This window comes from Streptomyces sp. M41(2017) (genome assembly GCF_002078175.1).
GTDB lineage: Bacteria > Actinomycetota > Actinomycetes > Streptomycetales > Streptomycetaceae > Streptomyces.
In genome coordinates, this window is record NZ_MWFK01000002.1 from 731398 (window position 1) to 754290 (window position 22893).

Consider the following 22893-nt stretch of genomic DNA (forward strand, 5'->3'; position numbering starts at 1 on the left):
CCATGACGACGACGGAGGCACCGGCTCCGCCCGACGTCCGTCTTCCCGCCGCCGCGGCCAGGACACGGCACACCGTGTTCCGTGTCCTGGTCACCCTCGCCCGGTCGGTCGCGATCTTCGTGCCCGTCTTCCTCGTCGCGACGTTCGTGACGTTCGCACTGCGGTCGCTGAGCGGGCTCAGCCCGGCGCGCATCCAGCTCGGCGAGGAGGCGACGCCCGAGGCGGTCGCCCGGGTCGAGGCCCAGTGGGGACTCGACCGGCCGTTCCTGGTCCAGTACGCGGACTGGTTCGGCGGCGTGCTGCACGGGCAGCTCGGAACGAGCTGGACCAACGGCGCCGACATCTCGACCCTCATCGGCCTCGGCCTGGGCGTGAGCCTGTCGGTGGCAACCTTCGCCCTGCTCATCGGCGTGGTCGCCGGTTTCGCCCTCGGCACGATCGCGGCGCTGCGCCGCACCACCTGGGTGGACCGGGCGATCACCGGGTTCGTCACGGTCATCTCGGTGATGCCGGCCTTCGTCGTCGGGATCGTGCTGGTCGCGGTCTTCGCGGTGGGACTGCATCTGCTCCCGTCGGCCGGATACGTGCCGGCGGAGCAGGGGTTCGGGCCGTGGCTCGCCCACATCACCCTGCCCGCGATCGCACTCAGCTTCGACGTCGTCGCCGACGTGGCACGCCAGCTGCGGAGCAGTCTCGTGGCGGCCTACCGCGAGAACTACGTGACGGGCGCCGTGGTCCGGGGGCTGAGTCCCCGCCGGATCTTCTTCGGCCACGTACTGCGCAACGGGCTCGGACCGGCGCTCGCGACGCTCGGCCTGAAGTTCCCCGCTCTCGTCGGTGCCTCCGTCGTGACGGAGTGGATCTTCGGGCTGCAGGGCTTCGGACGGTTCGCCAACGACTCCGCGCAGGCCGGCGACGTACCGGCCGTGCAGGGCGTCCTCGTGGTGTCGATCGTCCTGGTCGTCGTCTTCAACCTGATCGTCAACCTGGTGCTGGCACGCGTCACGCCGGCCTCGCAACGGGGGGTGTGACCATGGTGCGCCGCGTCCTCGCCCTCACCTCCGGCCGGATCGCCGTGGCCGTTCTCTTCGCGGTCGCCCTGCTGGCCCTGCTCGGGCCGCTGCTGGCCCCGCAGAACCCTCTGGCGACCAGCGACCACACGCTGGCCGCCGCCTCGGGGGCCCACTGGCTGGGGACCGACTACCTCGGCCGTGACGTGCTCAGCCGACTTCTCGACGGCTCACGCGTCAGCGTCCTCGGTGCCCTGGAGGTCGCCCTCACGGCACTCGCCATCGGCGCCGTCCCGGGCATCCTGTCGGTCCACCTCGGCCGGGCCTTCGAGTGGATCACCCTCCGGCTCGCCGACACTCTCGTCGCCCTTCCGTTCCTGCTGTTCGCCGTCGCCGTCATCGCGCTGCTCGGCAACGGCCTCACCCAGGCGATGCTGGTCACGGGCGCGCTGGTGTCCCCGCTGTTCTACCGGGTGGCCCGCGCCGCCACCCTGTCCGTCGCACGTTCCCCCTATGTGGAGGCCGCGCTCATCTCCGGCGCGTCCATCGGGTGGGTCGTGCGCCGTCACGTGTGGGCCAAGGTCCTGCCGCCCATCGCGGTCGCCCTCGCCCAGACCGTCGGCGTCGGGTTCGTCATCGTGTCGAGCCTGACCTTCCTCGGCATCGGCGTCCAGCCGCCGGCCCCGACCTGGGGCGGTCTCCTCGCCTCGGACCTCGGCTACCTCAGTCACCAGCCGTGGGCGCCGGCCGTACCGGCCCTGCTGATCATGGTCACCGTCTGGGCCTGCAACCTTCTCGCCGACGCGATCCGCGACGTCTCCGGCGAGGCGGGCCGCGCGCTGGTCAACCGACGCAAGGCCCACGCGAACCGCCGCCGCGACGCCGACCCCGCCCCCGTAGGAGGTGTGCGATGACCGCCCTGTCCGAGAAGCTCCTGCCCGAGGCCGAGGAGATCGCCGGGCCCGACCCGGTACCCCCGGCCGAACCGTCCGCGCCCGTACTCGCCGTGCGCGACGTCCGGATCGGCGACCTGGCCGGCGACCGGGAGATCGTGCACGGCGTGAGCTTCACGCTCACCCCGGGCAGGGCCGTCGGCATCGTCGGCGAGTCCGGCAGCGGCAAGACGCTCACCTGCCGTGCCGCGCTGGGCATCCTGCCCGCCCACTTCGAGATCACCGGCGGCTCGGTGGAGATCGACGGCGAGGACATCGCCGGTCTGTCCCCGGCCAGCTGGACGGAACTGCGCGGTGCCACGATCAGCGCGGTCTTCCAGGACCCCGCGTCGTACCTCAACCCGTCGATCCGGGTGGGCGCGCAGATCGCCGAGGTCGTGCGGGTCAAGAACGGGCTGAAGCGGCGGGCCGCGCACCGCCGCGCGGTGGAACTGCTGCGCGCGGTCCACCTGCGGGATCCGGAACTGGTCCACGGCCAGTACCCGCACGAGTTGTCCGGCGGCATGCTCCAGCGGGTCCTCATCGCGGCGGCGATCGCCGCGGGCCCGAGGATCCTCATCGCCGACGAGGCGACCACGGCGCTCGACGTGACGGTCCAGGCCGAGATCCTCGACCTGCTGGCCGACCTGCGGGAACGGACCGGTCTGGCCCTCGTCGTCGTCTCCCACGACCTCGCCGTGGTGGCCCAGTTGTGCGACGAGGTCCTCGTCATGCACCAGGGCGAGGTGGTCGAGCAGGGGCCGACCCACGACGTGCTCCACCACCCGCGGCACGCCTACACCCGGCTGCTGATCGCCGAGCACGAGCAGTACGGCCTCGACACGTTCCTCGCGCCCCGGGAGGACGCATGAGCACCACCGACGCCGTCACCGTCGAGCCGTCCCCGGCGACCGCCGCTCCCGACACGCCGACGCGCCCCGTGCTGGCGGTGAGGGAGCTGGAGGTCCACTACGGGCAGCGCCGTCGGCGTCGCCGCGCCCTGCACGGCGTCAGCCTCGACGTCACGGCGGGTGAGACGGTCGGCATCATCGGAGAGACGGGCTCGGGCAAGTCCACCCTGGCGCGGGCGGTACTGGGCCTGGTGCGCGCCTCCGGCGGGTCCGTCGTCGTCGACGGCGAGGACGTCACCTCGCACAGCCCCCGCCAGTGGCGCGCCCTGCGCCGCCGTGGTGTCGTCCAGTACGTCTTCCAGGACCCGCTCCGCAGTCTCGACCCGGACCTCACGGTCGAGACCTCGCTCGCCGAGCCCCTGCTCGTCGCGGGCGTGCCCCGCGACGCGGCCGCGCGCCGGGTGCGCGCGTTCCTCTCCCGGGTCCGGCTCTCCGAGGACCTGCTCGACCGGCTCCCCGGCGAACTGTCCGGCGGCCAGCGCCAACGCGTCGCGGTGGCGAGGGCGTTGGTCACCGAGCCGCGGCTCGTCATCCTCGACGAGCCGGTCAGCGCCCTGGACTCCGCGAACCGCGTCCAGATCCTGCAGATCCTCAAGGAGCTACGCGACGACGGGGTGGCCCTCGTCTTCATCTCCCACGACCTCGGTTCCGTCGCCGGCGTCGCCGACCGTGTGGCGGTGCTCTACCAGGGCGAACTGGTCGAGGTCGGTCCCGTCCGCGACGTCATCACCCGGCCCCGGCACGCCTACACGCGCCTGCTCGTCCGCTCCGCGCCCACCCTGCACTCCGCTCCGGCCGACCGGGCCGAACGCGAGGCCCTGCGCGCCGCGCTTCTGCACTCCTGACCCGCCACCGACCCGACAGACAGGAACCCGACACCATGCCCCGCACGATCCACCTCGCCCTGCACCCCTACGGCGTCGGCGGCCCCGGCCAGCACGGCCTGTGGAAGGACCCGCGCGTCGCGAAGAACTCCAGCATCGACATCGACTACTACATCCGGCTGGCGAAGGCGGCCGAACACGCCCTGTTCGACGCCCTGTTCATCGTCGACAGCCAGTTCATCAACTCCACCTACCCGGCGCACTACCTCAACCGCCTGGAGCCGCTCACCCTGTTGTCGGCGGTGGCCACCCACACCCGGCACATCGGGCTGGTCGGCACGGCGAGTTCGACGTACAACTCGCCGTTCAACCTGGCCCGCCGGTTCGCCTCCCTCGACCACATCAGCGGCGGCCGGGCCGGCTGGAACGTCGTCACCAGCTTCGACACCGGCACGTCCCGCAACTTCGGGCTCGACGAACACCTCGACTACAGCACGCGCTACGGCCGCGCCCTGGAGTTCGTGAAGGTCGCCCGGGGACTGTGGGACTCCTACGAGGAGGACGCGTTCCCCGCCGACGTGGACCGGGGCGTCTTCCTCGACCCGGCCAAGCTGCACGCGCTCGACCACGTGGGCGAGCACTTCAAGGTGGCCGGCCCGCTGAACCTCTCCCGCTCCCCGCAGGGCCAGCCCGTGATCTTCCAGGCCGGGGTCTCCGAAGAGGGCCGCGACCTCGCGGCACAGGTCGCCGAGGGCATCTACGCGCCCGGCGGCACCCTCCAGCAGGCGCAGGAGTACTTCGCTGACATCAAGAAGCGCACCGCCTCCTACGGCCGCGACCCCGAGCACATCAAGATCTTCATCCACGGGGGTCCGGTCGTCGCCGCCACGGACGAGGCCGCCCGGCGCCGCGAGCGGGAGATCTTCGAGGAGGACAACGACTTCGAGCGCAACCTCGCCCTGCTCGGCCGCTCCTTCGGCGCCTACGACTTCAGCGTGCACGACCTGGACGCGCCGTTCCCCGACGTCGCCCACCTCGCCGAGAAGGGCGGCCGCACCGGAGCGGCCAGGCTCATCGAGCGGGCCCGGGAGCAGAACCTGACCTTGCGTCAAGTGGCGGACTCGGTGAACCAGTTCCGCACCTCGCCGTTCGTCGGGGCGCCGCAGACCGTCGCCGACACCATCGAGGAGTGGTTCGACGCCGGCACCTTCGACGGCATCAACCTCGCCTTCCGCACCGAGGACGAGCTGAACCTCTTCGTCGACGGCGTCGTCCCGATCCTCCAGAAGCGCGGACTGTTCCGCACCGAGTACGCGGCCGACACCCTGCGCGGCAACCTCGGCCTGCCCGTCCCGGCCAACAGCAACACGCGCGAGCCGCAGCTCGTGAACGACTAGGGGGTGTCCGCACAGTCTCGCCTGCCCGACGACGCCTGGCACGCACTTCGGGCGGACGACGTGACCGTGCGGACACGCCCTAGGACCCGTCGACCGTCGTCCCGCGCCGCGTCCGGGGCGGTCGAACACACCGGACCCCCTCCGTGCACCTTCGCGCGGCGCCCCTTCCGCCTTGTCTCCCTGCGGACCCGTCGTCCGGCCGCCCTCCCGGTCACCGGACGACGGGTGCCCGACACCGAAAGGCATCACCTCATGACGAGCGAGCGACCACGCTTCCGGCTCGGCTTCCTCACCCATGTCCAGGGACGCGACCAGGACATCGCCCGCACCTACCGCAACGCCCAGGAACTGTTCGTCGTGGCGGACGAGTTGGGCTTCGACGTCGGCTGGGTCGCCCAGCACCACGTCGCCCTCGGAGGCGGCGGACTGTCCTCGCCCTGGACCTTCCTCGCGCACGCCGCCGCGCGCACCACGCGGATCCGCCTCGGCACCGCCATCACCGTCCTCCCGCTGGAGGATCCCGTCCGGCTCGCCGAGGACGTCGCCACCGTCGACGCGCTCAGCGGCGGCCGTGTCGAGATCGGCGTCGGCAGCGGGACGAGCGGCCTGGAGTACGCCGCCTTCGGCAAGGACGTCAGCCGCAAGCGGGAACTGACCAGCGAGAACCTGGACGTCCTGCGCCGCGCGCTGTCCGGGGACGACGTGGGAACGCCGGGCTTCCGTATCCAGCCGCGGCCCGCCGACTTCACCGAGCGCGTGTGGCAGGGCGTGTTCAGCGCCCAGGGCGCGGAGTACGCGGCGAGCCGCGGCTCCCACCTCCTGCTCAACCGGGCCGCCTACGGGTACGACGCCCCCACCGACGAGGTGCAGCGCCCCTGGGCGGACGCCTACCTCGCCGCGTGGGACCGGCCGCACCGACCGCGCATCGGCCTCTCCCGTTTCGTCTTCCCCGCCAAGGACCGCCGCACGGCGCTCCGCGCGATCGGCGACGACGTCCACCGGGCGGCCCTGCGCATGGCGGAGAACGGCGCCTTCCCCAAGGGGCTCGACGCGGACGAGGCGCTGCGCCGCTTCCACACCTTCTACGGCCATCCCGACGAGATCGTCGAGAGCCTGCGCCAGGAGAAGGTCCTGCCCGTGGCGACCGACCTGATCACCCAGTTCAACCCCGCCGTGCCCGACCACGACGCCGCCGTACGCGCCCTCGAACTCATCGCGACCGAGGTGGCGCCCGCTCTCGGCTGGCAGCCCGCGCGCACGGCCGAACCCGCATCCGCAGGAGTGTGAGATGACCCAGTACAGCGACCACCACGGCCCCGAGGGCCTGCTGATCCGCGGCACGATCATCGTGGTGCCCGGCCGCGGCGAGACCCGGGACACGTACACGCGCTTCGCCCGGCGGCTCGCCGCCGACGCCTACCGCGTCCGGGTGATCGACGCTCCCGTCCTCGACGCCGGGGACCCGGACGGCTCGCTGACGGGCCTGGCCGAGCGGCTCACGGACGCGATCGGGGGCACCGCCTCCGAGGACGGTGTGGCCCTGCCGGTCGTCCTCGTCGGGTCGGACACGGGGGCCGCGGCGCTCGCCGCGCTCCTCGGCCGGACCGGTGCGGGGCCGGCCCCGGAGCCCGACGCGCTGGTCCTCGCCGGTCTCCCCGGCCCCACCGCCGGGTCCGCCGCCGGGATCGGCACCTGGGACGACGAGCTCGACGCGCGCACCTCGTGCCCGACGCACCGGGGGACGCTCTCCCAGGACGCCGGGGTACGGCGCGGGTCGCTGGGCGACGCCGTTCCGGACGCGGTACTCGGCGCGGCGTACGCGAGCGAGACCCGCGTGCCCACCCTGCTCCTCGCCGGTGACGCCGACCCGCTGGCCGACCACGAGGCGCTCGCCCGTGCCGCGAAGTCGCTGCCCCGGGCCCGTCTCTCGGTCGTCCACGGGGCGCACCACGACGTCCTCAACGACCTGCAGCACCGTTCGGTCGCCGCCGAGGTCGTCACGTTCCTCGAAGCGCTGCGCAACGACCTGCGGCCGCTGGTCGCCGTGCGGTCGAGCGCCTGGTGACGTCCCACCGCCCCTCGCCGCATCCGAACCCCGACCCGGAAGGCCCGCCATGGCTGTGATTCTGTCCGTCTCCGGAAGCCCCTCCCCCACCTCCCGCACCACACGTCTGCTGCGTCACCTCGACGAACGGCTCCGCCTCCAGGGACACGAGGTGATCCCGTTGGAGGTCCGGACCCTGCCCGCCCAGGCACTGCTCGATGCCGACTTCCGGCACCCGGCGATCGTCGAGGCGACGGCGCAGTTCGAGCGCGCGGACGGCGTGGTCATCGGCACACCCGTCTACAAGGCCGCCTACTCGGGCCTGTTGAAGTCGCTCCTCGACCTGCTCCCGCAGTACGCGCTGACCGGCAAGACGGTGCTGCCGCTGGCCACCGGCGGCAGCACCGCCCATGTCCTCGCCATCGACTACGCGTTGCGTCCGGTGCTGAGTTCCATGGGCGCCTCGCACATCGTCCCCGGCTGGTTCACCCTCGACAAGGACATCGTCGTCGGCGAGGACGGCACACCGGCGGTCGCGCTCGCCGCGGCCCAGGCCCTGGAGCAGGTGACGGACCACTTCTCCGCCGCGCTCGGAGGACGGACGACGGTCCTGGCGTCGACCGGCTGACGACGGTCGTGACGGCGCACCGCCCGGACCCGGCGACGGGCGGTCCGCACCCCGGCCGTCGCACCGCCGGGTCCGGCCGGTCGCCGCTGCCTCCAACTCCCCCTGGAACGGACGGCCTTCACCGGTGCCCCCGAAGGTCGCGATCCGCTGGTGTGCCGTGACCAACTGTGGTTACCTGACTGCATGACCGTGCTCGTGACCCGCCGCCACGTCGACTACGTGCGTGTCACCACCACGGCGTGTCGCGCCGTGAGCTGACGCTCCGCTCCGCGCCCGATCACCTTCTCCTCCCCTTTCCGGCACCGCGCTTCGCCTTGCCCTGCACGCCTTCACGGCATCGCGCGCAAGGCCGCCGCGCGTCCGCCCACACCTCCGCCCGCGCCGATCCGCGCACCTCCGCACCCGTACACCGCACAAGGGAGAACCATGAGCCGGCCCATCGACTCCGTGACCGCGGGGCACACCCCCGACGAAGCGCCCGGTCCCGACACGTCCGCCTGGTCGTTCGAGACCAAGCAGATCCACGCCGGTGCCGTGCCCGATCCGACGACGGGGGCGCGGGCGGTGCCGATCTACCAGACCAGCTCGTTCGTCTTCCGCGACACCCAGCACGCCGCGGACCTGTTCGCGCTGGCCGAGCCGGGCAACATCTACACCCGCATCCACAACCCGACCCAGGACGTCTTCGAGCAGCGTGTGGCGGCGCTGGAGGGTGGCGTCGCGGCCGTGGCACTCGCCTCCGGGCAGGCCGCGGAGACCCTCGCCATCCTCACGCTGGCGTCCGCCGGGGACCACATCGTCTCCAGTACGTCGCTGTACGGCGGCACGTACAACCTGTTCCGCCACACGCTCCCCCGGTTCGGCATCGAGGTGTCGTTCGTCGACGACCCGGACGACCCGGACGCCTGGCGTGCCGCGATCAGGCCGAACACCAAGGCCCTGTTCGCGGAGACCCTGGGCAACCCGCGCGGCAACGTGCTCGACGTACGGGCCGTGGCGGACGTCGCGCACGGGGCGGGCGTCCCGTTGATCGTGGACAACACCGTGCCGACGCCGTATCTGCTGCGGCCCCTCGAGCACGGGGCCGACATCGTCGTCCACTCGGCGACCAAGTTCCTCGGCGGACACGGCACCACCATCGCCGGTGTCGTCGTCGACGGCGGCACCTTCGACTTCGGTGCGCACGCGGACCGCTTCCCGGACTTCACCGAGCCGGACCCCAGCTACCACGGGCTGCGGTACTGGCCGGCGCTCGGTCCCGGCGCCTTCGCGGTCAAGCTGCGGGTGCAGTTGCTGCGGGACATCGGCCCGGCGCTCTCGCCGCACTCCGCGTTCCTGCTCCTCCAGGGCGTGGAGACGCTGAGCCTGCGCATCGAGCGGCACTCCTCGAACGCCCAGGCGCTGGCCGAGTGGCTGGAGCAGCGTGACGAGGTGGCCGCCGTGCACTACCCCGGACTGCCGTCCAACCGGTGGTACGAAGCGGGGCAGCGCTATCTGCCGCGAGGAGCGGGCGCGGTCCTCGCGTTCGAGCTGCGGGACGGTGTCGAGGCCGGGAAGCGGTTCGTGGACGCCGTGGAGCTGTTCAGCCATCTGGCGAACATCGGGGACGTCCGCAGCCTGATCATCCACCCGGCCTCGACGACCCACAGTCAGCTGGACGAGGCGCAGCTGGCGGCGACCGGTACCGCGCCGGGGCTGGTGCGGCTGTCGGTGGGCATCGAGAACCTGGTGGACCTCAAGGCGGATCTGGAGGCAGGCTTCCGCGCGGCGAAGGGTGCGTCCTGAACACCGAGGTCACTCCGTCCGCCGATCCCCTCCCGCCGGCCTCCGGTGGCCGGCGGGAGGGTGACCCGCCCGGACACCGCAAGTGGCACCTCCGCGACAAGGCGCTGTCCTTGGAGGCGGGCGGTGAACTGCCGGGCGTGCGGCTGGCGTTCGAGACCTGGGGGCGGCTCGCGCCCGACGGGTCCAACGCCGTGCTGGTGTTGCACGCGCTCACCGGCGACAGCCATGTCGCCGGTCCGGCCGGGCCCGGTCACCCGACGCCCGGCTGGTGGGACGGGCTGGTCGGGCCCGGTCTCGCCCTGGACCCGGACCGCTGGTTCGTCGTCGCGCCGAACGTGCTCGGCGGCTGTCAGGGGAGCACCGGTCCGTCCTCGGCCGGCCCGGCAGGCCCGCCGTGGGGCGGCGCGTTCCCCTTTCTGACCCAGCGCGACCAGGTGGCGGCGGAAGCCGGGCTCGCCGACGCGCTCGGGGTCGGCCGTTGGGCGCTGGTGATCGGCGGTTCCATGGGCGGCATGCGCGCCCTGGAGTGGGCGGTGTCGTACCCGGACCGCACGGACGCGCTGCTGCTGCTGGCCACCACGGCTGCGGCGAGCGCGGAGCAGATCGCCTGGGCCGACATCCAGACGCGGGCGATCCGGAGCGACCCGAACTGGCGGGGCGGCGACTATCACGGTGCCGGGCCGGGCCGGGGGCCACACGCGGGCCTGGGCCTGGCCCGCCGCCTCGCCCACGTCACGTACCGCAGCGAGTCCGAGCTGGCGGTCCGCTTCGGTCGTGCCGTGCAGGGCGAGGAGGACCCGTGGGAGGGTGGCCGCTACCAGGTCCAGTCCTATCTGGACCACCATGCCGCCAAGCTGGTGCGCCGCTTCGACGCGGGCAGCTATGTGACGCTGTCGGAGGCCATGAACAGTCACGACGTCGGGCGCGGCCGTGGCGGCACCCGTGCGGCGCTCAGCCGGGTCACGGCGAGGACCCTGGTCGCCGGCGTCGACTCCGACCGGCTCTATCCGCCGTCCCAGCAGGCCGAGGTGGCGGCGGGCATCTCCGCGGCGGACCGGCCGCGGGTGATCGAGTCCCCCCACGGGCACGACGGCTTCCTCATCGAGGTGGAGCAGGTCTCCGCACTCGTCAGCGAACTGACGGGCTGACGGGCTGACGGCCGGGCGAACGGGAGGCCGGGCGGGCGGGTGATCCGCCCGGCCTCCGTCCGGCGGCGGTTCACCGTGTGCGCCACTCCTCGGCCAGCAGGTCGTACGACCGCACCCGGTCCGCGTGGTCGTGGGTGATCGTGGTGATCAGCAACTCGTCCGCCCCCGTGGCCTCCTGGAGCTGGGCCAGTCGGTCCGCCACCCGGCCCGGGGATCCGACGAACTGGGTGTCGAGGCGGTCCTGGACCAGCGCGCGGTCGGCGGCGGACCACACGTGGGCGCGCGCCTCGTCCGGTGTGGGGAACGGGACGGCCCCCTCGGCGTTGCGGATGCTGCGGACCCAGAGGCCGTAGCCGGTGGCGAGCTCACGGGCTCGCGCGTCGTCCTCGGCGACCACCACGTCCGCGGACACGCTGACGTACGGCTTGTCGAGGACGTCCGACGGCCGGAACGCGGCGCGGTAGCCCTCGGCCGCCTCCAGCACGGTCGCCGGACTGACGTGGTAGTTCGCCGCGAACCGCAGGCCGTTGCGGCCGGCGACCTCGGCGCTCACGCCGCCGCTGCTGCCCAGGATCCACAGCTGCAGATCCGCGCCCTCGCCCGGGACGACGTGCGCCTCGACGCCGTCGGCCGACCGGTAGGTGCCGCCGAGGAGGGCGAGGACGTCGTCGATCTGCTCGCCGTACTCCTGCGACACCGCGTTCGGCTGCTGCAGCAGGGTGCGCTGCAGGGCCACGCGCGGTGATCCGAGAAGGTGCTCGAACGAGAAACGGGGCGGGATGCGCAGCCCGTTGGGAGTGAGCCCGTCGACGACGGGCGTGGTGGTCGGCCGGGCGGCGGTGCCACCCGGAGGGGCTCCACCCGAGCGGCCCAGCCCCAGGTCGAGACGCCCGGGATGCAACGCGTCGATCAGGCCGAACTCCTCGACCGTGGACAGGGCGGTGCGGTGGCCGAGCTGGACGGCGCCGGACCCGAGCCTGATGGTCGAGGTCGCCGATGCCGTCAGGGCGAGGAGGACCGCGGGTGAGGTGCCGGCGACGCCCGGGTTGAGGTGGTGCTCGGCGAACCAGTAGCGGGCGTACCCGAGTTCCTCGGCCCGGCGGGCCAGGTCGACGGAGTTGCGGAGCGCCTCGCCGGCGGTGGAGCCGGACGGGATCGGGACCAGGTCGAGGACGCCGAGAGGGATGTCGGACATGACGGTTCGGCTCCTCAGTGGTCGGCGGGCACGGGGTGGCCGGTGGGCGGCGCGAGGACCGGTCCCCAGGTGAACGGGGGATCGGGGATCTCGCGGCGCAGCACCGGTGCCACGTCCGACTGGAAGAGTTCCAGCGCCGTGCGGTGCTGGCGGTCCGTCAGTCCGCCCGCGTCGGCGTGCAGATGCAGCACGCTGTGCCCGAACTGCTCGTGGTAGCGGTGCACCTTCTCGATGATCTGCTGGGGGCTGCCGATCAGCGCCGAGCTGCGCTCCACGAAGTCCTCCAGGGTGGGGAACACGGGTTCCAGACCCAGACGTCTCTGGAACGCGAGGTTGCCTTCGAACACGGGCCGGTAGTCGGCGAGTGCCTCCTGGGAGGTCCGCGCCGCGTAGAAGCCGGCGGTGCCGGCGCCGACCGCGATGGCTGCCGGATCGTGGCCGTAGTGCACCCAGCGCTCGCGGTAGTGGCGGATCAACTCGGCGTAGGGCTCGATGGTGTTGGTGACGTTGGCGGAGAAGAGCGGGTCGCCGTACCGGGCGGCCAGGTCGACCGACTCCTTGCTGGTGGCGCTGCCGTGCCAGACGCGGACGGGCTGCTGGAGCGGTCGCGGCCACACCTCGGCCTCGTGGAGCTCCGGACGGAAGCGGGTCGCCGCGGTGACCTTGTCCTGCCGCCAGATACGCCGGAACACCTCGTAGCTCTCGGCGTTGCGGTCCCACTGGTCGTCGGTCGTGACCTGGAACAGCTCCCGCTGCGCCGCGCCGTTCCCTTTTCCGACGATCAGCTCCAGGCGCCCGCCCGACAGATGGTCCAGCGTCGCGTAGTCCTCGTACGCGCGAACCGGGTCGAGGAGACTGAGGGTGGTGACCGCCGTGAACAGCCGGATGCGCGAGGTGAGCGCGGCGATGTGGCTCAGCACCACCGGCGGGGAGGACGAGATGAACGGACGCTCGTGGCGCTCCCCCACTCCGAACCCGTCGAATCCCAGTTCCTCGGCGAGCAGCGCGTTGTCGATCACCTCGCGGAAGCGGTCGTCGGTCGGCTTCTTGACGCCGGTCACTGGATGCGGAGCGTGCACGATCAGGGTGATCGCCAGGAACTTCATGACGCGGCCCGGTCGGTCCGCGCCCCGGCGTCGGGGTGGGCGAGGCCGAGGTGGTCCCGCAGGGTGCGGCCCTCGTACGCGGTGCGGTAGACACCGCGTTCCTGGAGGAGGGGGACGACGCTGTCCGCGAAGGAGTCCAGGCCACCGGGTGTGATGTGCGGGACGAGGATGAAGCCGTCGGAGGCGTCGGCCTGGACGAAGTCGTTGATGGTCTCGGCGACGGTGGCCGGGGTGCCGACGAACGCCTGCCGGTTCCCGGTCTCGATGACGAGGTCCCGGATGGACCAGTTGTTGGCGGCCGCCCGCTCCCGCCACTCGCGGGCGGTGGCCAGCGGGTCACGGTACATCCGGACCTGGGCGCGGCCCCGGGCGATGGTGTGTTCGCCGAGGTCCGGGTCGATGTCGGGCAGCGGACCGTCCGGGTCGTACGAGGACAGGTCGCGGTTCCAGACGAACTCCAGGTGCTTGATGGCGGTGGCGCCGCTGACCTGCGCGCGCCGTATCTCACGGGCGTGCTCCTCGGCCTCGGCGTCGGTGTCCCCGAGGACGAAGGTCGCGGCGGGCAGGATCAGCAGCTCGTCGTGGCGTCGCCCGTACCGCGCGAGGCGTCCCTTGACGTCGGTGTAGAAGGCCTGGCCCTCCTTGAGGGTGGCGTAGCGGCTGAAGATGGCGTCGGCGCCGGCGGCGGCGAACTCGCGGCCCTCCTCGGAGTCCCCCGCCTGGAAGATCACCGGGCGGCCCTGCGGGGAGCGCGGGACGTTGAACTGGCCCTCGATGTCGAAGTGCCGGCCCCGGTGGACGAAGGCGCCGGCCTTGGCGTCGTCGAGGAAGGTGCCGCTCTCCTGGTCGGCGACGATCTCGTCGCCGCGCCAGGAGTCGAAGAGTTCGTTCGCCGTGGCCAGGAACTCCTTGGCGCGTGAGTACCGCTCGTCCTGGGGCAGGAAGCCACCGCGGCGGAAGTTCTCACCGGTGAAGGCGTCCCAGGAGGTGACGACGTTCCAGGCGGCCCGGCCATCGGACAGGTGGTCGAGGCTGGCGAACTGGCGGGCCACCTCGTAGGGCTCGTTGAAGGTGGAGTTGATGGTGCCGGTCAGGCCGAGGTGTTCGGTGACGGCCGCGAGCGCCGTCAGGACGGCGAAGGTGTCGGGGCGTCCGACGACGTCCAGGTCGTAGATCTTGCCGCCCTGTTCCCGCAGGCGCAGACCTTCGGCGAGGAACAGGAAGTCGAACTTGGCGCGCTCGGCGGTCCGCGCGAACTGGGCGAACGAGCTGAACTCGATGTGGCTGCCGGCCTCGGGGTCGCTCCACACGGTGGTGTTGTTGACGCCGGGGAAGTGCGCCGCGAGGTGGATCTGCTTGAGCGGCTTGCTCATGGTCGGGGGGTCCTTCCGGCTCAGGCGGTGGTGGCGGCGAAACGGTTCGCGGGGCGGGCGAGCCCGAGCAGTCCGCGCAGGGTGTCGGCTTCGTAGGCGGTCCGGAACACGCCCCGGCGCTGGAGTTCGGGCACGAGGCCGCGGGTGATCGCGGGGAGGTCGTGTCCCAGGACGGCGGGACGCAGCCGGAAGCCGGAGAGCCCCGCGGCGGCCAGCTCCTGGAGCAGGTCGGCGAGCTGGGCGGGTGTCCCGGCGAAGATCCGGGCGTCGCTGGTGTAGGGCTCGCCCGCCGTCGCGTCCAGCCGTTCCCGGCGGGCCTGGGCGGCGGCCGGATCCTCGTCGAGGAAGACCACCAGATCGCCGAAGACGTGCACGGTGTCGTCGGCGCGGCCGGCCGCGGCCTGTTCGGCGCGGATCTCCTGGACGATGGCGCGGGCCTGGCTGGCGTCGTGCGGGGTGACGTAGCCGATGTCCGCGGACCTCGCGACCAGCCGGTACGGGATCGTCGCGTGGGCCAGGGCGGTGACGACCGGCTGGCCCTGGGGCGGGCGGGGGGTGATCGAGGGGCCCTTGACGCTGAAGTGCCGGCCCTCGAAGTCGATGTAGTGCAGCTTGTCGCGGTCGATGAAGCGGCCGGTGGCCACGTCGCGGATCTCGGCGTCGTCCTCCCAGCTGTCCCACAGCCTGCGGACGGCCTCGACGTGGTCGGCGGCCTCGTCGAAGAGGTCGGTCACCACCTCCTGCACGGCGGGGGTGTCGTACTCCTCGGACCGGATCGCGGGGATCGTGCGGCGGCCGAAGTGGGCGGCCTCGTTCTGGCGGGCGCTGACCTGGACGCGGAGACCGGCGCGGCCGGTGCTCACGTAGTCGAGGGTGGCGATCGCCTTGGAGATGTGGAAGGGCTCCGTGTGGGTGGCGACGACGGTCGGTACGACGCCTATGTGGTGGGTCAGGGGCGCGATGCGCGAGGCGATGAGGACGGCGTCCAGGCGGCCGCGGACCTGGTCGGTGCGGCCGTCCGGTTCGGTGGGCGAGGAGGACTGGAGGCCGAGGCCGTCCTCGATGGTCACGAAGTCGAGGAGGCCGCGCTCGGCCTCGGAGACCAGGTCGGTCCAGTAGGCGGCGGTGAGCAGTTCGCGGGGGCGGGCGACCGGCTCGCGCCAGGCGGCCGGATGCCAGCCCGCGCCGTCCAGCGCGACGGCGAGGTGCAGAGGTGTGGGTGACGAGGACACGGGGTGCCTTCCTGATCGACCGTACGAGGAAGCCCGTCCCGGCGGAGCGGGACGCGGCTGCGGGGGAACGGGTCAGGGGCGACAGAGCGCGCCGGCGACCCGCAGCAGATCGATGTGCGGCCGGCCGTACAGGTGCAGGCGGCGGGGCGTGAGCGGTCTCGGCGCGCGGCGGTGGCTCAGGCGACGCACCGGCCTCACCTCCGCCCTCCCGCCCCGGTGCTCCGGGGCACCTGGTCCGCCCGGCCCTCGCGGGTCCCCGGTGGGGCGCCACGTGGTCCTGGACAGGCACAACCGCACGGCTATGCCTTTTCTTCCGGCTGCCCGGAACCTTCGTGCCCGTTCCGGGTCTTCCGAGGGTCACCGGGCGAGCGCACGAGGACGAACCGTGTCCGGCGGCGGAGCGTGAACCCGATCGACTCGTAGAGGCGGATGGCGTTCGTGTTGTCGGCGGCGGCGTGCAGGAAGGGGATGTCTCCGCGGTCCCTGATGCCGGCCGCGACCGCGCGGACCAGGCGGGTCGCGAGACCCTGTCCGCGGTGGTCGGGATGCGTGCACACCGCGCTGATCTCGGTCCAGCCCGGCGGGCGAAGACGTTCGCCGGCCAGGGCGATCAGGCGTCCGTCCTTCCGGATGCCGAGGTAGGTGCCGAGTTCGACGGTGCGGGGCAGGAAGGGGCCGGGCCGGGTGAGGGCGATGAGGTCGAGCATCTCGGGCACGTCCGCGGGTCCCAGCGGTACCGCTTCCGGAGCGGGCGCGGTGTCCAGTCCCGTCGCTACCAACTGGACGCCGTAGCCGCTCTGTTCGGTCGTCCAGCCGTCGGGCACGGTCTGGACCGCGGTGACCGGGGTGACCGCGCCGGGACCGACGAGTTCGGCGAGATCGGCCCAGGAGCGGGGGTCGGCGGGGTCGGCGAGGGCGGTGAACGGGGACACGTCGGCGGGATAGCGGGCGGCTCGGCCCAGGCGTTCCGCGAGGTGTGCGTGCGGACCGGTCAGCGCGGCCCAGGCCGCGTTGTCCAGGATGTGCGGTGCGGTCGGGCTCGGGGAGGGGGCGGGGTGGACGCTGGTGGACATGACGGTGCGGGTCTCCGTATCGGGAAAGCGGCCGGACGCGCCCCGGGACCCCGCCGCGTGACGGCGGAGTCCCCTGAGGTGGGCGGTGGTTCAGGAGTTGCTGAGGGGCAGACCGGGCGGGTTGACCTGGGAGGTGTCCACGGCCTCGTTGGAGAGGTTCCAGGCGGCCAGCCACTTGGCGTACTGGCCGTTCTTGACGAGGTGGTTGATGGCGTCGGCGAGCGGCTTGGCGAGCCCGCTGTCCTTCTTCGCGGTGGCCGCGATCAGACCCTGGAGCGACTCCCCCGCACCGGAGAACGTGCCCGCGTTGCGGGTCGGGTTGGGCGTCTTGGCGGTCTGGGTGACGTGGTAGGCGATGCCGGGGTTGGGGCCGAAGGACACGTCGATCTTTCCGCTGGACAGGGCCAGGGCGGTGGCGTTGTTGTCCTGGTAGTACTTGACGTCGAGCTTCTTGCCCTCCTTGGCGAGCTTCGCCTTCCACTCGAGGAGGATCTTCTCCTGGTTGGTGCCGGCGCTCACCGCGACCGTCTTGCCCGCCAGGTTCCGGTAGTCGCCGCCGAAGTTCCAGGTGCTCTTCTTCTGGACCTCGAAGCCGAGGTTGTCCTGCCGGTAGGAGGCGAACTCGTACTTCTTCTTGCGCTCCTCGGTGTCGGTGACGTTGGAGAAGGCGACGTCGACCTTGCCGCTGTCGATCCCGACGAAGAGGTTCTCCCACGTCGAGTTCTTCACCTCCGGTTCGAGTCCGAGGACCGCGGCGACCAGGCGGCCGAGGTCGGGTTCGGCGCCGGTGAGGGTCTTCTGGTCCCCGCCCACGTAGGCGAGGGGCGCGAATCCGGCGGGCAACGCGCCGACGCCGATCCTCAACGTGCCGCTCTTGGCGACCGACTTGGGCAGTTCCGCACTGATCGACTTCACCTCGGACACCTTCAACTTCGTCTCCTTGGCAGCGCCGTTGGAGAGCGCGCCGACGGTGACCGATCCGGCCGAGGCGTCCTGGGTCCGGGTCGCCGCGTCACTGTCACCCCCGCACGCGGCGAGCCCGGCGGCGAGGGAGGCGACGGCCGCGGTGGCGGTGACGCCGCGAAGAATTCTGCTGTTCGAGGGGAGGGTGCGCATGACTGTCCTTGTCGGGTGGGTGCGGTGAGGGTGTGGGGGCGCGGTCCCGGCGGGTCCGCGGCGTGAGGTGGGCGTGTCGCTCGGGCCGGCGGGCCCTGCGGGGGCTCGCGCCGACAGGTGGCCGACTGGTGCCCGGCGTCGGGGCGCGGGCCGGGGGTCGCAGCGGCGAGTCAGAGGACCTTGCTCAGGAAGTCCCTGGTGCGTTCCTGCCGAGGGCGGTCCAACACCTGTGCGGGCGGCCCCTGTTCGACGATGCGGCCGCCGTCCATGAAGACGACGCGGTCGGCGATCTCGCGGGCGAAGCCGATCTCGTGGGTGACGATGACGAGGGTGGTGCCGCTCCTGGCCAGGTCCTTGATGACGGCGAGCACCTCGCCGACCAGTTCGGGGTCGAGCGCGGACGTCGGCTCGTCGAAGAGGATGACCCCGGGCCGCAGGGCGAGCGCCCGGGCGATGGCCACCCGCTGCTGCTGTCCGCCCGACAACTGCCTCGGGTACGCGCCGGACTTGTCCGCCAGTCCCACGCGGGCGAGCAGGTCGCGGGCCAGCTGCTGGGCCTCGGGCTTGGACAGCTTGCCCGTCGCCACCGGTGCGGCGGCCACGTTGTCCAGCACGGTCAGGTGCGGGAAGAGGTTGAAGTTCTGGAAGACGAACCCGATGCGGCTGCGCTGGCCGAGGATGACGCGCTCGCTCAGTTCCTTGAGGCGCTCGCCGTGCCGGCGGACCCCGATGAGCTCGCCGTTCAGGCTGACATGACCCGCTTCCGGCTTCTCCAGGTGGTTGATGACCCGCAGGAGCGTCGACTTGCCCGACCCCGAAGGTCCGAGGATGACTGTGACCTCGCCGGGCCGAACGGTCAACTCCACCCCGTCCAGGACCTGGTGGGCGCCGTACCACTTGTGCACGTCGTGCACCTCGACCGCGGCGGGCTGGATCTCCAGCGCCCCGATCGCCTCGGCGGTCGAGGCCGCCTCCGTCGCCGCGTCCTGAGCGGCCGTCGTCGTCCTCACCGTCGTCGTACGCGCTTCGCCGCTCATGTCGCCGTCTCCCTGCGGAGTCGGGCCCGCGTGTCGCGCAGGCCGTTCCTTACCTTCTGCAGCGGGGTCGGCGGCAGGGTGCGCAGCGCGCCCCTCGAGTAGTGCCGCTCGACGTAGAACTGGATGACGGACACGACGCTGGTCAGGATCAGGTACCAGGCGGTGGCGACCAGGAGCAGCGGCACGATGTCGCCGGGATAGGTGCTGCCCATGCTCTGCACCGAACCGAAGAGGTCCAGCAGGGAGACGTAGAAGACCAGGGAGGTGCCCTTGATCAGGCCGATCAGCTGGTTGACGTAGTTGGGGGTGATGGAGCGCAGCGCCTGCGGGAAGACGATCCTCGCGAACTGGTACCGCTTCGGCAGGCCCAGCGCGGAAGCCGCCTCGTGCTGCCCCTGGTCGACCGAGAGGAGACCGCCGCGCACCACTTCGGAGGCGTACGCCGCTTCGTTGAGGCTGAGGCCGATGACGGCGACGGCCATGTCGGTGGCGAGGCGGGACTCGTCGAAGGAGAAGAAGGCCGGCCCGAACGGCACTCCGACACTCAGCGTCTTGTACAGGGCGCTGAAGTTGTAGAGGAACAGCAGGACGACGATGAGCGGCACCGAGCGGAAGAGCCAGGTGTAGACCCAGCTCACGGCGCGGAGCACGGGGCTGGGCGAGAGCCGGGCGAGCGCCAGCAGGATGCCGCCCAGCAGGCCCAACACCGCGCTGTAAGCGGCGACTTCGAGGGTGATGAGCAGGCCGTCGAGGATCTTCGGACGCAGGAACCAGTACTGGAAACGGTCCCACTGGTAGAAGGGGTTGGTCACCAGGCCGTGGGCGACCTGGGCCACCAGTACGAGCACGACGGCCGTGATGATCCAGCGGCCGGGACGCCGGAGCGGCAGGACGCGCTGAGCCGTCAGGGGCTTCGGCGCGGCGGGGACGTCGGAACGGGGGATCACCTCGGCGGGCGGCGCTGATCCGGAGGACACAGCTATGCCCGGAGATTCACTCATGGAGAGCTCCAGCGGATTCGGACACCCCGGACCACGGCGAGCGGCAGCGTGATGTGGAGCCGTGAGGGCTCAGCACATGACGGGACACGGGCGCACGGGGAACGGGGGCTGGACGGAGAGGGGGACACCGCGACAGCGGTGGTCGTCAGAGACGCGGAAGAAGAACCGTCAGCCTTGGCGGAGGGTGCGACACATGCCCGTACACAGTGCGCTGTTGACACGCAGGAGGTCGACGGAGCGGTCCGCGCACAGCACGTCGCGGCCGAGGCGCCGCCATGCGGCCGTCCCGTCAGCTGCGTACATCGCCGTCACCATCACTTCTCCGGCCCTGAGGCATCTCGTTGTGGGCCGCACGTTAGGCCCGGCCCGAAAAGAATGTCAATGCGGGTGCCCACCAGGTGAGACCGCGTCACCCGCCTTCTTGACGGCGCCGCGGGGCGCGTCGAGACTGGCACGGACGGTCACGATTGTCAGCGCCCACGGCGCGGGTTCGCCCGCTCCTGTGGTCATCGGCCCCGGCTCGCTGACAGGCAACCCTTCCACCGCGACGGGGTGCCCCGGGTGACGACCGGGTCCCGCCGGTGCGGTGGGGCAAGCGTGGTCTCGCGTCCCGCGAGCCCCGGAGGTGGGACCGGTGAGAATGCCGAGGAACGACCTGACGAGGCGCCTGCACATCGATCTGTTGCGCGTCTCCAGCGCCTACTGATCCGCTGCCGGCCCGTTTCAGTCCTGGCCCGCGCGTCGGCGCGGTCGCTTCGCCTCCAGCCGCTCATCGCCCACGCCCATGCCCACAGGGCGGCGATGGCTTCCTCGTTCCCCCTAGGGAGAGTCATGCCCGAGACAGCTTCGCGCGGTTCCAGCACAGCCGGTTCCCGTCCCTGCGGCCAGAGTACGACCACCCGCGCCGGTGATGGAGACGACCCGTTCGCCCCGGCCAGCGGCCAGGCTCCGTCGCCCTCGGCCGCCCGCTCCGAGGCGTCCGCACCACCCCTCCCCCGGGCCGCCCACAGCCGCATCGGCGTCGGACTCGCCGGCGGTTTCTACCCGGCGCCGCACCGCTACGAGGTGTATCTGGCGGCGAGTTGTCCGCGCTCGCTGCGCATCTCCATCACCCTCGGCCTGCTGGGACTGACGAACTCGGTCGCCACGACGCTGCTCACCCACCCCGCCGGAACCCCCGACGCCTTCGCCTCGCTGCGCCGCGCCTACGAGGCTACCGAGCACCACTACGACGGACCGTTCACGGCACCCGCGCTCTGCGACCGCTGGACCGGACGCATCGTCAGCAACGACACCTCCGACATCCTCCGCGATCTCACGGGCCTGCCGTCCGGACACACGGCGGGCCACGCACCCACCCTGCTCCCGCCGTCCCTGAGCGCCGACATCGAGGCCCTTCGGGATCTTCTCGACCGGGACGTCACGCCGTCCGCGCGCCCCGCGGACCGCACCGCGGCACTGGACCTCCTGGACTGCCAACTCACGCATGCCACCTATGTGTTGGGCGACAGTCTGACGGCCGCCGACGTGGATGCGTGGGTGGCTCTCTCGCAGCTCACCCCGGCCGGGGCCCTGTGCGCCCACCCGCGCCTGCGCGACTACGTCCACCGTCTCGGCGAGCTGCCCGCCTTCCGGACCGGGAACGACGGGGTGAGCGCCGCGGCCTGAGCCCCGGCCCCGCGGGAGAACGGGCCGACCTGCGCACGGTTCCCGCCGACGACCACCGCGGACGGCGTCATCGCGGGCCCGCGCACCTCGCCGCGCGCCCGCGACGACGGCAGCCCCCAGGCGTCAGCCCGCCGTCTCCTCGTCCGTCCGGCACTCCGCGGCCCGGGGCGCGGGCAGCGGCGCCCGGGGTGGGCCGACGGGGGCGCGGAGGGTGCGCACCTGGGGCGACAGCAGGGTGGCCGCCGTGGCCAGGACGATCAGGGCGGCACACCCCGCCAGGGCCCTGTCCGTCCCCACGGCGGTGGCGACGGGCCCGGCCACGAGCAGTCCGAGCGGTGCGAGAGCCAGGGAGCCGAACCAGTCGTAGGAGCTGACGCGGGAGAGTACCTGTTCCGGGATCTCCCGCTGGATGGTGGTGGCCCACAGGACGCCGAAGACGTCCGACGAGACACCGGTGCCGAACATGGCCCCGGCGATCAGCCAGACCGGTGCCGCCACGCTGAGCAGGGCGATCGGCACGGCGGCCGGAAAGGTGCACAGGACGGCCACCAGGAGAGGGCGGCGCACGCGGACCCGGGCGGCGAGTCCCGCGCCGGCGACGGTGCCGACGGCCTGCGCCGCCACGATGACCGACCACGCCCTCGCTCCGCCGAAGTGCCGCTCGGCCGTCAGCGGGCCGAGGACACCGACGTTGGCGTTGAGCGCCGCGACGACCACCGCGTACTGCGCCACCACGGACCACAGCCACTGCCGGGACGAGAACTCCCGCCAGCCCTCCCGCAGATCGGCCCATCCCGACGTCCGGCCGCGTGGCCTCGCGGTCACCCGCAGCCGGGCGGTCAGCATCGCGCTGACGACGAACGACGCGGCGTTGAGCGCGAGCGCCCACCCGGGGCCGACCAGCGCGACCGTCACGCCCGAGAGGGCGAGGCCCAGCAGCAGGGAGCTGTTGGTGGCCACCCGCAGCAGTCCGTTGGCCCGTTGCAGCCGGTCCCGCGGGACGACCAGCGGCACCATGCCGTCCATCGCCGGCGCGAACAGCGCCGACGCGGTTCCGGCGGCCACCGCCAGCAGACACATGGCTGTCAGGGGCGCGTGTCCGGTGAGCACCATCGCCGCCAGTCCGGCGTAGGCCCCCGCGCCGAGGGCGTCCGCGAGGACCATCAGCCGCGAGCGCGACATCCGGTCCGCGATCACTCCGCCCACGAGGATGAACGCCAGTTGGGGCACGGCCTGGCACGCGAGGACCAGCGACAGCCGCCCCGGGCTCGCTCCGGGCAGGGCCAGCACGGCGAACGCGAGCGCCACGCGCGCGAAGCCGTTGCCGAGCACGGAGACGACCCGTGCGGAGGTGAGCAGGACGAACCGCCGGTCGCGCCACAACGTCGATGCACCAAGAGAGACCGTCACGGC

Annotated in this window: 21 protein-coding genes and 1 riboswitch; of the genes, 12 read left to right on the top strand and 9 right to left on the bottom strand. The window is 72.3% G+C overall.

The features are described from left to right. The first annotated feature begins 2 nt into the window (after positions 1 to 2). From B0675_RS28790 to B0675_RS28835, 10 genes are all read left to right on the top strand, one after another. Positions 3 to 1031, top strand: coding sequence for an ABC transporter permease (locus B0675_RS28790; protein ID WP_081222526.1), 1029 nt, complete (start codon positions 3 to 5; stop codon positions 1029 to 1031). Between the two features lie 2 nt (positions 1032 to 1033). Beyond that, positions 1034 to 1924, top strand: coding sequence for an ABC transporter permease (locus B0675_RS28795; protein ID WP_081222527.1), 891 nt, complete (start codon positions 1034 to 1036; stop codon positions 1922 to 1924). Next, on the top strand, positions 1921 to 2814 hold the full coding sequence (locus tag B0675_RS28800) for an ABC transporter ATP-binding protein (RefSeq protein ID WP_081222528.1): 894 nt from the start codon (positions 1921 to 1923) through the stop codon (positions 2812 to 2814). The genes B0675_RS28795 and B0675_RS28800 overlap by 4 nt, the downstream gene beginning before the upstream one ends. Further along, a complete protein-coding gene (locus tag B0675_RS28805) occupies positions 2811 to 3698 on the top strand; it encodes an ABC transporter ATP-binding protein (RefSeq protein WP_081222529.1) in 888 nt (295 codons plus the stop codon). Before B0675_RS28800 ends, B0675_RS28805 begins: the two co-directional genes overlap by 4 nt. A gap of 35 nt (positions 3699 to 3733) precedes the next feature. Continuing rightward, the gene (locus tag B0675_RS28810) at positions 3734 to 5074 is read left to right on the top strand and encodes an LLM class flavin-dependent oxidoreductase (protein WP_081222530.1); all 1341 of its coding nucleotides are present in this window, start codon (positions 3734 to 3736) and stop codon (positions 5072 to 5074) included. 252 nt (positions 5075 to 5326) lie between these two features. Then, the gene (locus tag B0675_RS28815) at positions 5327 to 6361 is read left to right on the top strand and encodes an LLM class flavin-dependent oxidoreductase (protein WP_081223944.1); all 1035 of its coding nucleotides are present in this window, start codon (positions 5327 to 5329) and stop codon (positions 6359 to 6361) included. Position 6362: 1 nt separating this feature from the next. After that, positions 6363 to 7139 carry an alpha/beta hydrolase gene (locus tag B0675_RS28820; protein WP_081222531.1) on the top strand — a complete coding sequence of 259 codons (777 nt, stop codon included), beginning with the start codon at positions 6363 to 6365 and terminating at the stop codon, positions 7137 to 7139. 49 nt (positions 7140 to 7188) lie between these two features. Continuing rightward, complete coding sequence (ssuE, locus tag B0675_RS28825; protein ID WP_081222532.1) at positions 7189 to 7746, top strand: NADPH-dependent FMN reductase; 558 nt, start codon at positions 7189 to 7191, stop codon at positions 7744 to 7746. A 426-nt stretch (positions 7747 to 8172) separates the two neighbouring features. Next, positions 8173 to 9531 carry a bifunctional o-acetylhomoserine/o-acetylserine sulfhydrylase gene (locus B0675_RS28830; protein ID WP_081222533.1) on the top strand — a complete coding sequence of 453 codons (1359 nt, stop codon included), beginning with the start codon at positions 8173 to 8175 and terminating at the stop codon, positions 9529 to 9531. Then, the gene (locus B0675_RS28835) at positions 9528 to 10679 is read left to right on the top strand and encodes a homoserine O-acetyltransferase (protein WP_081223945.1); all 1152 of its coding nucleotides are present in this window, start codon (positions 9528 to 9530) and stop codon (positions 10677 to 10679) included. Before B0675_RS28830 ends, B0675_RS28835 begins: the two co-directional genes overlap by 4 nt. Before the next feature lie 70 nt (positions 10680 to 10749). On the opposite strand, the gene B0675_RS28840 is transcribed toward B0675_RS28835, so the two are convergent. The 8 genes from B0675_RS28840 to B0675_RS28875 all read right to left on the bottom strand — a co-directional run bounded on the left by B0675_RS28840 (position 10750) and on the right by B0675_RS28875 (position 19812). Further along, positions 10750 to 11874 carry an LLM class flavin-dependent oxidoreductase gene (locus B0675_RS28840; RefSeq protein ID WP_081222534.1) on the bottom strand — a complete coding sequence of 375 codons (1125 nt, stop codon included), beginning with the start codon at positions 11872 to 11874 and terminating at the stop codon, positions 10750 to 10752. Positions 11875 to 11888: 14 nt separating this feature from the next. Next, a complete protein-coding gene (locus B0675_RS28845) occupies positions 11889 to 12980 on the bottom strand; it encodes an LLM class flavin-dependent oxidoreductase (RefSeq protein ID WP_081222535.1) in 1092 nt (363 codons plus the stop codon). Further along, complete coding sequence (locus B0675_RS28850; protein ID WP_081222536.1) at positions 12977 to 14353, bottom strand: NtaA/DmoA family FMN-dependent monooxygenase; 1377 nt, start codon at positions 14351 to 14353, stop codon at positions 12977 to 12979. Before B0675_RS28850 ends, B0675_RS28845 begins: the two co-directional genes overlap by 4 nt. A gap of 20 nt (positions 14354 to 14373) precedes the next feature. Continuing rightward, a complete protein-coding gene (locus tag B0675_RS28855; RefSeq protein ID WP_081222537.1) occupies positions 14374 to 15585 on the bottom strand; it encodes an LLM class flavin-dependent oxidoreductase in 1212 nt (403 codons plus the stop codon). A gap of 299 nt (positions 15586 to 15884) precedes the next feature. Further along, entirely contained in the window at positions 15885 to 16658 is a 774-nt protein-coding gene (locus B0675_RS28860; protein WP_081222538.1) for a GNAT family N-acetyltransferase, read from the bottom strand. 90 nt (positions 16659 to 16748) lie between these two features. Next, positions 16749 to 17774, bottom strand: a complete 1026-nt coding sequence (locus tag B0675_RS28865; RefSeq protein ID WP_081222539.1) for an ABC transporter substrate-binding protein — start codon at positions 17772 to 17774, stop codon at positions 16749 to 16751. 170 nt (positions 17775 to 17944) lie between these two features. Further along, positions 17945 to 18709: an amino acid ABC transporter ATP-binding protein gene (locus B0675_RS28870; protein ID WP_107482934.1), complete on the bottom strand. Its 765-nt coding sequence runs from the start codon at positions 18707 to 18709 to the stop codon at positions 17945 to 17947. 98 nt (positions 18710 to 18807) lie between these two features. After that, complete coding sequence (locus B0675_RS28875; protein WP_081222540.1) at positions 18808 to 19812, bottom strand: amino acid ABC transporter permease; 1005 nt, start codon at positions 19810 to 19812, stop codon at positions 18808 to 18810. A 459-nt stretch (positions 19813 to 20271) separates the two neighbouring features. Next, positions 20272 to 20416: riboswitch (SAM riboswitch) on the top strand. 36 nt (positions 20417 to 20452) lie between these two features. On the opposite strand from B0675_RS28875, the gene B0675_RS42615 reads away from it, so the two are divergent. Together B0675_RS42615 and B0675_RS28880 are read left to right on the top strand one after the other, a co-directional pair. Beyond that, the gene (locus B0675_RS42615; protein ID WP_323178258.1) at positions 20453 to 20518 is read left to right on the top strand and encodes a putative leader peptide; all 66 of its coding nucleotides are present in this window, start codon (positions 20453 to 20455) and stop codon (positions 20516 to 20518) included. 125 nt (positions 20519 to 20643) lie between these two features. Further along, positions 20644 to 21480, top strand: a complete 837-nt coding sequence (locus tag B0675_RS28880; RefSeq protein WP_081222541.1) for a glutathione S-transferase C-terminal domain-containing protein — start codon at positions 20644 to 20646, stop codon at positions 21478 to 21480. Positions 21481 to 21603: 123 nt separating this feature from the next. Here B0675_RS28880 and B0675_RS28885 read toward each other — a convergent pair whose 3' ends face one another. Continuing rightward, a complete protein-coding gene (locus B0675_RS28885) occupies positions 21604 to 22890 on the bottom strand; it encodes an MFS transporter (protein WP_179165460.1) in 1287 nt (428 codons plus the stop codon). Positions 22891 to 22893: the final 3 nt, after the last annotated feature.

Coding starts and splice junctions, on each gene's coding strand:
- B0675_RS28790 (WP_081222526.1), top strand. CDS start 3: ATGACGACGACGGAGGCACCGGCTCCGCCCGACGTCCGTCTTCCCGCC.
- B0675_RS28795 (WP_081222527.1), top strand. CDS start 1,034: ATGGTGCGCCGCGTCCTCGCCCTCACCTCCGGCCGGATCGCCGTGGCC.
- B0675_RS28800 (WP_081222528.1), top strand. CDS start 1,921: ATGACCGCCCTGTCCGAGAAGCTCCTGCCCGAGGCCGAGGAGATCGCC.
- B0675_RS28805 (WP_081222529.1), top strand. CDS start 2,811: ATGAGCACCACCGACGCCGTCACCGTCGAGCCGTCCCCGGCGACCGCC.
- B0675_RS28810 (WP_081222530.1), top strand. CDS start 3,734: ATGCCCCGCACGATCCACCTCGCCCTGCACCCCTACGGCGTCGGCGGC.
- B0675_RS28815 (WP_081223944.1), top strand. CDS start 5,327: ATGACGAGCGAGCGACCACGCTTCCGGCTCGGCTTCCTCACCCATGTC.
- B0675_RS28820 (WP_081222531.1), top strand. CDS start 6,363: ATGACCCAGTACAGCGACCACCACGGCCCCGAGGGCCTGCTGATCCGC.
- ssuE (WP_081222532.1), top strand. CDS start 7,189: ATGGCTGTGATTCTGTCCGTCTCCGGAAGCCCCTCCCCCACCTCCCGC.
- B0675_RS28830 (WP_081222533.1), top strand. CDS start 8,173: ATGAGCCGGCCCATCGACTCCGTGACCGCGGGGCACACCCCCGACGAA.
- B0675_RS28840 (WP_081222534.1), bottom strand. CDS start 11,874: ATGTCCGACATCCCTCTCGGCGTCCTCGACCTGGTCCCGATCCCGTCC.
- B0675_RS28845 (WP_081222535.1), bottom strand. CDS start 12,980: ATGAAGTTCCTGGCGATCACCCTGATCGTGCACGCTCCGCATCCAGTG.
- B0675_RS28850 (WP_081222536.1), bottom strand. CDS start 14,353: ATGAGCAAGCCGCTCAAGCAGATCCACCTCGCGGCGCACTTCCCCGGC.
- B0675_RS28860 (WP_081222538.1), bottom strand. CDS start 16,658: ATGTCCACCAGCGTCCACCCCGCCCCCTCCCCGAGCCCGACCGCACCG.
- B0675_RS28865 (WP_081222539.1), bottom strand. CDS start 17,774: ATGCGCACCCTCCCCTCGAACAGCAGAATTCTTCGCGGCGTCACCGCC.
- B0675_RS28875 (WP_081222540.1), bottom strand. CDS start 19,812: ATGAGTGAATCTCCGGGCATAGCTGTGTCCTCCGGATCAGCGCCGCCC.
- B0675_RS28880 (WP_081222541.1), top strand. CDS start 20,644: ATGCCCGAGACAGCTTCGCGCGGTTCCAGCACAGCCGGTTCCCGTCCC.